The 10,224-nt window shown below is 54.1% G+C and carries 11 protein-coding genes and 2 pseudogenes; 11 read left to right on the top strand and 2 right to left on the bottom strand.

Going from position 1 to position 10,224, the window contains the following annotated elements; all coding sequences use genetic code 11:
- The first annotated feature begins 172 nt into the window (after window positions 1-172).
- A complete protein-coding gene (locus tag H8S57_RS13285; RefSeq protein WP_186908510.1) occupies window positions 173-970 on the top strand; it encodes a transposase in 798 nt (265 codons plus the stop codon).
- A 3-nt stretch (window positions 971-973) separates the two neighbouring features.
- On the top strand, window positions 974-1,567 hold the full coding sequence (locus tag H8S57_RS13280; protein WP_369807629.1) for a transposase: 594 nt from the start codon (window positions 974-976) through the stop codon (window positions 1,565-1,567).
- On the opposite strand, the gene H8S57_RS13275 is transcribed toward H8S57_RS13280, so the two are convergent.
- A complete protein-coding gene (locus H8S57_RS13275) occupies window positions 1,525-2,250 on the bottom strand; it encodes an IS3 family transposase (RefSeq protein WP_369807627.1) in 726 nt (241 codons plus the stop codon). The two genes, H8S57_RS13280 and H8S57_RS13275, sit on opposite strands and share 43 nt — an antisense overlap.
- A 318-nt stretch (window positions 2,251-2,568) precedes the next feature.
- Between H8S57_RS13275 and H8S57_RS18255 the strand changes: the two are divergent.
- From H8S57_RS18255 to H8S57_RS13255, 3 genes and pseudogenes are all read left to right on the top strand, one after another.
- Window positions 2,569-3,129, top strand: a pseudogene (locus H8S57_RS18255) (IS256 family transposase); the annotation flags it as partial.
- A gap of 694 nt (window positions 3,130-3,823) precedes the next feature.
- Window positions 3,824-4,690 (top strand): SPL family radical SAM protein, encoded by an 867-nt coding sequence (locus tag H8S57_RS13260; RefSeq protein ID WP_186908506.1) that lies wholly within the window; start codon window positions 3,824-3,826, stop codon window positions 4,688-4,690.
- Between the two features lie 40 nt (window positions 4,691-4,730).
- Window positions 4,731-5,111 (top strand): DUF5655 domain-containing protein, encoded by a 381-nt coding sequence (locus tag H8S57_RS13255; protein WP_186908505.1) that lies wholly within the window; start codon window positions 4,731-4,733, stop codon window positions 5,109-5,111.
- 32 nt (window positions 5,112-5,143) lie between these two features.
- On the opposite strand, the gene H8S57_RS13250 is transcribed toward H8S57_RS13255, so the two are convergent.
- Window positions 5,144-5,782 carry a DJ-1/PfpI family protein gene (locus tag H8S57_RS13250; protein WP_186908504.1) on the bottom strand — a complete coding sequence of 213 codons (639 nt, stop codon included), beginning with the start codon at window positions 5,780-5,782 and terminating at the stop codon, window positions 5,144-5,146.
- Window positions 5,783-5,895: 113 nt separating this feature from the next.
- Here H8S57_RS13250 and H8S57_RS13245 point away from each other — a divergent pair, with 113 nt between their 5' ends.
- The 6 genes and pseudogenes from H8S57_RS13245 to H8S57_RS13220 all read left to right on the top strand — a co-directional run bounded on the left by H8S57_RS13245 (window position 5,896) and on the right by H8S57_RS13220 (window position 10,204).
- On the top strand, window positions 5,896-6,867 hold the full coding sequence (locus H8S57_RS13245; protein ID WP_186908516.1) for a helix-turn-helix transcriptional regulator: 972 nt from the start codon (window positions 5,896-5,898) through the stop codon (window positions 6,865-6,867).
- Window positions 6,868-6,895: 28 nt separating this feature from the next.
- Window positions 6,896-7,189: pseudogene (locus tag H8S57_RS13240) on the top strand (DUF3795 domain-containing protein); the annotation flags it as partial.
- Between the two features lie 102 nt (window positions 7,190-7,291).
- Window positions 7,292-8,053, top strand: coding sequence for an MBL fold metallo-hydrolase (locus tag H8S57_RS13235; protein ID WP_186908502.1), 762 nt, complete (start codon window positions 7,292-7,294; stop codon window positions 8,051-8,053).
- A gap of 19 nt (window positions 8,054-8,072) precedes the next feature.
- Window positions 8,073-8,432 (top strand): DUF1801 domain-containing protein, encoded by a 360-nt coding sequence (locus H8S57_RS13230; RefSeq protein ID WP_186908501.1) that lies wholly within the window; start codon window positions 8,073-8,075, stop codon window positions 8,430-8,432.
- Window positions 8,429-8,971, top strand: a complete 543-nt coding sequence (locus tag H8S57_RS13225) for a DUF3795 domain-containing protein (RefSeq protein WP_186908500.1) — start codon at window positions 8,429-8,431, stop codon at window positions 8,969-8,971. The genes H8S57_RS13230 and H8S57_RS13225 overlap by 4 nt, the downstream gene beginning before the upstream one ends.
- A 42-nt stretch (window positions 8,972-9,013) precedes the next feature.
- Complete coding sequence (locus H8S57_RS13220; protein WP_186908499.1) at window positions 9,014-10,204, top strand: M20 metallopeptidase family protein; 1,191 nt, start codon at window positions 9,014-9,016, stop codon at window positions 10,202-10,204.
- The last annotated feature ends 20 nt before the right edge of the window (window positions 10,205-10,224 follow it).

The following is a 10,224-nucleotide window of genomic DNA, read 5'->3' as shown; positions in this document are numbered from 1 at the left end:
TGAAAGCCCAAGGAGGGATTGGTCAGCCAGTTGCTCCCCTTATTGTAGCTTAGGCAATGATATGGAAAAAGACACGGCTGGCTGCCGTGCCTTAACCCTAAACATATTATAATAGGAGGGATAGAGCATGATGGGACGGTGAGATGGGCAAATGGCAATGGTTTTCGTGGATATGGAATCCTTGATCCCAGAGAAACATTTATTGCGGAAAATTGACCGGGTCATATCCTTCGAGTTCATATACGACTTGCTTGCACCATATTATCCCTCTATCGGGCACCCATCTGTGGATCCCGTCTGTATGTTCAAGATGCTTCTGGTGGGCTATCTATATGGCATCAAATCAGAACGCCGGTTGGAGGAGGAAGTGTGGTTCAATCTCGCTTACCGTTGGTTTTGCGGTTTTGAGTTGGATGAGGCAATTCCGGATCACTCCACTTTCAGCAAAACCAGAACACGCAAATGGCAGCAAAGCGATCTTTTCCAAAAAGTATTTCAGGAAATTGTAAAACGGTGTATTACCAGCGGCCTTATAGATGGGAAAGCGATGGTTGCGGATGGGAGCTATATCCCGGCCAACGTGTCCCGAGAAAGCTGGGTTGATGTAGAAGTTGAAATTGAGAAAAGTATGCAGAGCTACCTGGACTGTTTGGATGAAGAACTCTCTCGACAACCGGGATTCAAAAAGCCACCGGTGAAAACTGTAAAGAAACGTCGCACTACCAGCCGAACCGATCCTGATAGCGGCTATATCAACCACGGCAGCAAATGTGGTATTGGGTATCTGATAGAGTCAACTGTGGATTGCAAACACGGTATTGTGACCGGAGTTGATGTGTATAGCGCAAATAAGAAGGAGAGTATTCAAGTTCTGCGCCATCTGGAGAAACAAATAAAGCGTGGTGTCCCCATGAGAAACATTGCGCTGGATTGCGGCTATGAGACCGGCGCTGTTCATCGTGGTTTGTAACTACTGGGGATTACTGGATATATTCCTGCTATTCAGTTCTCCAATCTCCCTGAAAAGTACGGCTTTTCTTACGATCTGGAGCGAGACACATTTATTTGTCCAAAAGGAGTGCCACTCACTTACCATAGGCTGAACTGCAACAAATCCACCGGCAAGTATCTGCGCTGCTACCAAACAGAGGGCAATACTTGCGTGCATTGCCCCAACCGACCGACTTGTTTTGACAAGTCCGGTATTCGGCGCAGAATCCTGGCCGGCAGCTGTTATCCAGCGTTTTACAGAGGGCACCAACGTGTTGGAACGCCGGAGTTTTACTCCATGATGCGGCTACGAAAAATCTGGGCAGAGGGCAGCTTCTCTGTTCTAAAACGGGAACACTGCATTTCAAAAATCCGCAAGAGAGGCATTTCAGCAGCAACCGAGGAATGCCTCCTGGCTGTCATGGCCTTAAACCTGAAACGGATGGTTAGGGCCATCTTCAATAAACTAAAAATTCAATTTATGTGGGCTGAGGAAGTGTTTCCTCGGCCCAGTTTTTCTTTTTGTCAACAGGTTCAAACCTTGACGGCACCGAAAGTCGCCGGTTTGCGGCGGTAAATGCACTCTGTTTTAAGAAGGGAGAAGAGATTTTCCGCCATGGCATTATCATATGGGTTGCCTTTCCTTGACATGGAAAGCGTAATGCCGTATGCTTGAGTCAGATTGAAGTATGCTTGTGGGGCGTACTGAAATCCCTGGCCGCTGTGGAGGCAGAGTCCCGCAGCGACCCTCTTTTTCTCTTTCTTCATCGCCGGACGAATGGTGTCCAGGACCAGATTTACAGTCTGCCGCCTCCCGGTCTTGCAGGCTGCAATGCCGTTATCGCAGAGGTCCCGAATCATGGAACGATACAGCACCCCCTGTTTGGTGTGGATATAAGAGATGTCCGTTACCCATTTGCGGTTGGGACTGTCCGCATGAACATCTCTGCTGAGCAAATTCTCATATTTGTGAAGCTGCTGTCCCATCTGCGTCCATTTCCTGCGGCGGCGAATCTCAGACAGCAGATCATACTTCTTCATGATCCTCAGTACAGTTTTGGGATTGCGGAAAATGTTCTGACTTTTCAGCCACAGCCACATTTGCCGATAGCCGTAAGTTTGGAAGCTGCGTTCCTGCTGCTGTGCAATGCGTTCTGCAAGAGCAGCCTCCTTCTCCGGCCTGCCCGGGCGATGGACAAAGGCGTAGCAGCCGCTTCTGGATACTGCAAAAAACGCCCACATGACGGGCACCGGATACACGCCGCTGTGACGATAATATGATGTGGTATTTTACCCTTGCCCTCACCTCCTTCCTGCGGACCGCAGAAAATCCCGCAGCAATTTGTTCTCCATGCGCAGTCGCTGGATCTCACAGGCCTGCTCTGCTGCAATGTCTCTGGGAGCAGCATCTTTCCTTGGCCGTCCTTTTGGACGTGGAAGGATCCCGGCTTCCAGCTTGCGTTCTTTTCTCCGCTCCCGCTCAAGCAGCCTTTTCCCCACCCGCTTATTCTGGGAGCCATAGTATTCTGCAACTTCCCGCTGCGTTTTTCCCTCTGCCGGCATAGCCTTGATTTCAGGCAGCAACGGTCACTGGAGCCTGTCTATGCGGTAGTCTTTCTGGATGCCATCCACTTTCATGTTAGAAGCGAAGGGCAGATCGTCAAGAAAGCAGTCTATATTGCCATTGGCATCAACCTTGACGGGCGAAAAGACGTTCTGGGAATGTGGGTCGGTGAAAACGAAAGCGCCAAGTTTTGGGCAGCTGTGCTGAATGGTTTGCGCAATCGAGGTGTGAAAGATATCTTCATTGCCTGCACGGACAATCTGACTGGATTTTCGGCTGCCATTGAAGCAGTCTTCCCAAAAACGGAAATCCAGAACCGTATCATCCACCAGATTCGCAATTCCACCAGGTACGTTTCCTACAAGGATCTGAAAGCATTGATGGCAGACTTGAAAGCGGTATATGCAGCCGTGGACGAGGCTGCTGCATTGGAAGCACTGGAGGTATTTGCCCAGCGGTGGGACAAGAAATACCCGAAGATTTCGGCCTCCTGGCAGGACAACAGGCCCAATCTGAGTACCTATTTCAAGTTTCCTCAGGAAGTCCGGCGGCTGATTTATACCACCAATGCCATTGGAAGTACCGCTGGATCCTCAGCAAGGTTCATTTCGACTATATCAGGGACGCAAGCGATGCGTTGTATCCGATCTCCTTACGTATGGTCAGATTTGCGGTCAAAGAGGGCATGTACGAAACCGTAATCACCAACCTTCCCGCAGACCAGTTCCCGCCTCTGCTGCTCCGTAAGCTTTACCACAAATGCTGGGGCATCGAGACATCTTTCCGGGATTTGAAGCGCTGACACACTTTCATGCCAAAAAGCGCCCATTCATCAAGCAGGAGATATCTTCCAGAATGACGTTCTATAATGTGGAGTCTTTGATTGCAAAGTTCCTGCTTCCCATCCGGCCTGGCCAGCAAAAACCGAGGAATATGCGTGTGAAGCGCCCGACCGGTTTTCAGTACCGGATGATTTGAGGTTATTTCACATTCGTTTTTCGCGGAGGAAACTCCGCGCTTTTGCCGTGTCCTCTTTTCTGATGTATGTGTTTACGAAACCGCCTCCGAGATTCTCTCCCGGAAGCGGTTTCGTTGGGGTGGCTATCTTAATGAGATTAGGCACAGCCGGTGGTTATGACTATATCCTGTATCCTCTCAATCCTTGCAGTACAAGCACATACCACAGAAAGGTGGAAATATCCGCAGAAATATGATACCGGCCGGCACGCGATTCTGCTATAATGGGCTCACCGGGAAAGGGGGCGCGGGATGCACTACACAACGGTAAAAGGAATCTTATCGGCCAAGAACGGCATGAACCTGTATCGCGGCTGTCAGCACGGCTGCATCTACTGCGACTCCCGGAGCGCCTGCTACCACATGGAGCACGATTTTGAGGACGTCGAGGTCAAGGAAAACGCCATTCCGCTGCTGGAGGACGCTCTGCGCCGCAAGCGCAAGCCCTGCATGATCGGCATGGGCGCCATGACCGACCCGTACATTCCGCTGGAGGAACGGCTCTGCCACACCCGGCAGGCGCTGGAGCTTGCCCTGCGATACGGTTTCGGCGCGACCCTTATCACGAAATCCACCCGGATCCTGCGGGATATTGACCTGCTGAAACGCATCAACGAGCGGACCAAGTGCGTGATCCAGATGACCATGACCACCTACGACGAAGCCCTCTGCCGCAAAATCGAGCCCAATGTCAGCACCACGCGGGAACGGTTCGCGGCGCTGAAAACGCTGCGGGAGGCCGGCATTCCCACGGTGGTCTGGCTCTGCCCGATCCTTCCGTTTCTCAACGACACGGCGGAGAACGTCAACGGGATTCTGGATTACTGCATTGAGGCGGGCGTGACGGGCGTCATCTGCTTCGGCATGGGCCTGACGCTGCGGGAGGGCAGCCGGGAATACTTTTACAAACAGCTGGACCGGCAGTTCCCGGGCCTGAAGGAGCAGTATATCCGCCGGTACGGCAGCGCCTATCTGCTGGACAGCCCAAATGGCGGAGCGCTGATGCGGCTGTTCCACCGACGCTGCAAGGAGGCCGGAATTCTACATGATAACGACGCGGTTTTCCAGTACCTCAGAGAGTTTGAAGCCAACCGGCAGGAGCAGTTGAGCCTGTTTTGATGGGGCCGCGCGGCACGGGCGGAATGAGGGAGGATTCATTATGACATCAGATGAACGGATGTTTTTCAATACGACGCCCGGCGCATTACCGCTGTATGAGGTGCTGCGGAACAAGCTGCTGACCGAGTGCCCGGATACCACTTTGCAGGTGCAAAAATCCCAAATCACCTTCAAGGTGAAGTACGGCTATGCCTTTGTGTCCCTGCGGCGGATGAAGGGCTGCCCGGAGGTGTTCCTAATCGTGACCTTCGGCCTTTCCCACCGGCTGGACTCGCCCCGCATCGCCGCGGCCGTGGAGCCGTACCCCAACCGCTGGACCCACCACACCATCGTGTCCGAGCCGGACCAGCTGGACGGCGAGTTGATGGGCTGGCTGCGGGAGGCTCACGCTTTTGCGCTGGTGAAAGAAGGAGTGCGCTGACTGCAGGCAGCCACAAACAAGGCAGCGGCAAATCACGCCTCATCACCGGACGGCAACGTCTGCATGAGGGCGTAGAAGTATTCCGGTTTACCGGTGCTGAAGTATGCATACCAGGATTCCAGCGTATTCCATTCAAAAACGCCCAAATGCGCAATAATTTGCTTCGCCCACAGCAAGCTTCCGGTGGAGCCTGCGGTGATCAGGTTGTGATCCGAGACAGACGGCTGGTCGATGTAATAGCCTTGTCCCTTGTAACCTGGAACAACCATTTCAAGGAATCCCGGCCCATTGCTGGTATGCGGACGCCCATCCAACAGCCCGAAACCGGCAAGGGCTGCGGTAGCCCCGCAGATCGCACCTACCGTAGCGCCTGCCGAGAGAAGTTCGCTTGCTTTTTCGATGATCGCCCCCTGTTTGGGGTCGTTCCATGTATTCGCCCCCGGCAGCAGCAGCACGCTGGTTTCACACACAGCAACATCGTCAATCAGGCAATCCGGCACCACCGTCAGCCCGCCCATCGTATGAATCGGATCTTTGGCATTACCAACTGTTTTGAGGGATAACTGAGGGGCGCCTTTTTTGAAGAAACGTCCGGAATGCAACTTTGAGGTAACATAACCCAGTTCCCAATCAGCTAACGTATCCAGAATGTAGACATAGACTGTAACCATAAAATTCCTCCGTTCTCATTGTGTTTTTGATGATCTTATTGTACTATGCGATCGTTGACAATAGTGTGGCAATAATCCACGATGAAAAGGGAGTTTGGGGAGGCGGCCGTCGGATGCGGGTAGACAGGCTTGTCAGTTTGATTATGATACTCCTTGAAAAAGAACGGGTCGGCGCACAGGAGCTGGCAGAGATGTTCGAAGTCTCGCCCCGCACGATCTACCGTGACATGGACACGATCAATATGGCTGGGATTCCCGTTTGTTCCACTTCGGGAGTGGGCGGCGGCTTTGAGATCATGCGGGAATACAAGCTTGATAAACGTGTTTTTTCGACCGCTGATCTTTCCGCCATCCTAATGGGGCTTTCCAACCTTTCCAGCGTGATGCGAGGGGATGAGCTGGTAAACGCGCTTGCGAAGGTCAAGAGCTTTGTTCCTGCCGCCCAGGCAAACGATATCGCATTAAAAGCGAATCAGCTTCACATTGATTTAAGTCCGTGGATGGGCAATCAGAACATACAGCCGTATGTAGAAATGATCAAAACCGCGTTGCAGGAAAGCAGGCTGCTTTCCTTTGCATACACGGACCGCCACGGAATTGAGACCGAGCGAACAGCCGAGCCGCATCAGCTTGTGCTGAAAAGCAATCACTGGTATTTGCAAGGGTATTGCCGCAAAAGGAATGCATTCCGTTTATTCAAGCTATCCCGCATGTCGAACCTGCAGATGCGGGAGGACGTTTTCACGCCGCGGGATTACGAAAAGCCTCAGCTGGACGTTGCGGATCTTCTGAAAACGATGCAGATGGAAATCAAAATCCGCATTCATCAATCCGTCATGGAACGGGTGCTGGATTTTTGCTCATATGAACACTTTCTGCCAGATGGTGAGGAACACTACATTGTGACCTTCCCTTTCATCGAGAAGGATTATTACTACGACATTCTGATGAGCTTTGGGAGTAAATGTGAGTGTCTGGAGCCGCCGCATATCCGCGCGGAAATGAAACGCAGGGTACAGGAGATAGCCGCCTTATACGAAAAGGAGCATCCTTTCTCAGAGCAACCCCGGTTGGACGAGCTGTAAAGTTGGAATTTGAGCGGTGGTAAATGGTATGAAAATGTCAAAAGGACTAATTGATAAGATGATGTTTGCTCCTTGCGGGATGAATTGCCTGGTTTGCTATAAGCATTGCTATCACAAAAAACCATGCGCAGGCTGCTTAAACAGCGACAGAGGAAAGCCGGAACATTGCCGCACGTGCAAAATAAAGGATTGTGTCAAAACCAAGGAATTGTCCTATTGCTTTGAGTGTTCCGATTATCCGTGCAGGTTGATAAAAAGCCTTGAAAAGAGCTACAGCATAAGGTATCAAGCAAGCCTTATGGAAAACAGTGAATTTGTTCGTCGCATCCGGCGGCCCGTTCTGTGACTGCCGTTACCGGCGCAGGAGCGGATACAGCCCAATTTTATGAACCGGAAAAACGAGAGGTCAAAGGAGCGCAGAACCATGAACGACTGGTTTACAAAAGACAGAATCGACGCGGACACTTACATCATCAGTGAATACCGGCACTGGGAGGAAACGCACTGCTATTTGCTGAACGGCAGGGAACGGAGCCTGCTGATTGATACGGGGCTTGGTATTTGCAACATCTACGACGAAGTGGTGAAGCTCACCGATAAGCCCGTTACGGCGGTGGCGACGCACGTTCATTGGGACCACATAGGCGGACACAGGTATTTCCCCGACTTCTATGCCCACTCTGCGGAATTGGACTGGCTGAACGGCGGGTTTCCCCTGTCCATGGAAACAATCCGGGAAATGGTCGTTGACCGCTGTGATTTGCCCGAGGGCTTTGACGTAAGCAATTATGAGTTCTTCCAGGGGATACCGACAAAGGTGCTGGCCGACCATGCTGTGATTGACATCGGCGGGCGGCAAATTGAAGCGCTGCATACACCCGGACACGCGCCGGGACATTTATGCTTTTGGGAGAAGGAAAACGGGTATTTATTTACGGGCGATTTGGTTTACAAGGATGTGCTGTTTGCCTATTATCCCTCCACCGACCCGGAGGCCTATCTCGCCTCGTTGGAAAAGATCGCGGCATTGCCTGTAAAAAAGGTATTTCCCGCACACCATTCACTGGAGATTCAGCCGGACATCCTGATTCGTATGCGGGAGGCCCTGCGGCGGCTTAAGGCGGAGGGAAAGCTTCATCACGGCAGCGGCGCCTTCGACTATGGCGACTGGGGAATCCGGCTGTGAACCGATAAGGAGCCGCGCCATGGCGTCTGGAGCAATTTCGGAATATTTCGAGACCCAGAACGGGAACGGGCAGGCCTACGGCAGGAAGTTTGCCGCCTTCCTGGCGCGGGAGTTCCCGGGTCTGCGTCCGGATCTCTCCTTCTCCCTGCCCATACGGCGGGTGGGCCGAAAGAGGAATGAGGGCCATGCAGCCTTCTCGGCGGCAAAAACCATTTCAGCATCCGCTGTTCCGGCGCGGACTATGCGGCCCGGCCGGGGGGCGGAGCTGCCCTCCTGCAAGGCGGGCAAGCGGTGCATCAATATCCAATACGGCGACGAGCAGGCGCCTGCGGCAGTGCAGAAAACGGTGAAAGCCTTTCTCGGGGAGTTGACGGCATGAAAGGGTTCGAACGAAAAAATCAGTTGCTTTCCCTCTGCGGGCTGAACTGCGGCCTGTGCCCCATGTTTTTGGGGCAGTACTGCGGCGGGTGCGGGAACGGGAACCAATCCTGCGCCATCGCCCGGTGCAGCCTGGAGCATGGAAAAGTGGAATACTGCCATGAATGCGGGCGATACCCTTGTGAAAAATACAGCGGATGCGAGGAATTCGACTCGTTTATCACCCACAGACGGCAGAAAGCGGATCTGGAACGGGCGCGGAAGATCGGCGTCTGCGCGTACAACCGCGAGCAGGCGGAGAAGGTGCAGATTTTGAACCAGCTGTTGGAACACTATAACGACGGCCGCCGAAAGACCTTCTTTTGCTTGGCGGTCAATTTGCTGGAGCTGTCCGAGCTGCGGGAGGCCATGGAGCAGTTGTACACCGCCGGGGAACTGCCCATGAAGGAAAAGAGCCGATACGCGGCGGAGGTACTTCAAACGATCGCCGGCAGAAGAAATGTGGAATTAAAGCTCCGCAAGAAAACCGGGAGAACATGACATGATTCGGGATAAACACAACTGTAAGGAGAGTATGATATCATGATCGATGCAACAGCAATTTTGGATTCCGCGGAGCAATTCCGATCGGAGATCCTTGCCGACCGGCGGAATCTCCATCGAAGTCCCGAGGTGGGCACCTGCCTGCCGGAAACCAGCGCATATGTGAAGCGGCGGCTTACCGCCCTTGGTTACGAGCCGGAGGAGATCTGCGAGAGCGGCATCATCGCCTCCATCACCGGCGAGGACACGGGCAGGTGCATCCTGCTGCGGGCCGATATGGATGCCCTGAGGATCACGGAGCAGGCGGATCTGGCGTTTCGGTCTGAAAACGGCGCCATGCACGCTTGCGGCCACGATATGCATGCGGCCATGCTGCTGGGGGCGGCGCGGCTTCTGCGAGCGCATCAAAACGAGCTGAAGGGTACCGTTAAGCTGGTGTTCCAGCCCGATGAGGAGGGTTTTACGGGAGCCAAGGCCATGCTGGCGGCAGGGGTTCTGAACGACCCGAGACCTCAGGCCGGACTGGCGCTGCACGTCAACTCCGGCACACCCTCCGGTCTGGTGCTGTGCGGCCGGGGAACCTTCATGGCAGGCTGCACGTTGTTCCGTGTGACCGTCCGGGGCGTGGGCTGCCACGGCGCCATGCCGGAGACCGGCGTGGACCCCCTCAACATCGCCGCCCATGTCTATCTGGCGCTCCAGACCATCACCGCCAGAGAGATCGCCGCAAAGACGCCCGCTGTTGTGACCATCGGGAAATTCAGCGGCGGCGAGGCCCCCAATATCATTCCGCAGGAGGCTGTGCTGGAGGGCAGCATCCGCACCTTTGATCGGGAGCTCTCCGCGAAGATCATGCACCGCATCGGGGTCATCGCCAAGGGTACGGCGGAGGCCTTCCGGGGCAGCGCTGCGGCGGAGGAGCTGGCCTCTGCGCCGCCGTTGATCAACGATCCGGAGTTGGTGGACAGCATGGCGGGGTTCGCCGGAGAGCTGTTCGGGGAGCGCTCTGTCTACCCCCTGGACGAGGGCGGAATGGGCTCGGAGGATTTCGCGTCCTACACCTACGAGCTGCCCTGCGCCTATCTGCTGCTGGGCGCCGGTACGGCGGCAGAGGACCCGCGGTTCGGAAAACCCATGCACAATGAAAACGTCGTATTCAACGAGGACATTCTGACCCGGGGCGCGGCGCTCCACGCCTTCAGCGCCCTGAAGTGGCTGGCAGGAGAATAAACACACGGGGGAGACCGTAT

Origin of the sequence: Lawsonibacter hominis (assembly GCF_014287895.1) — a bacterium.
In the GTDB taxonomy this organism is placed as follows: domain Bacteria; phylum Bacillota; class Clostridia; order Oscillospirales; family Oscillospiraceae; genus Lawsonibacter_A; species Lawsonibacter_A hominis.
Note: the sequence above shows the minus strand (reverse complement) of the source record. Positions and strands in the feature narration are given on the sequence as shown.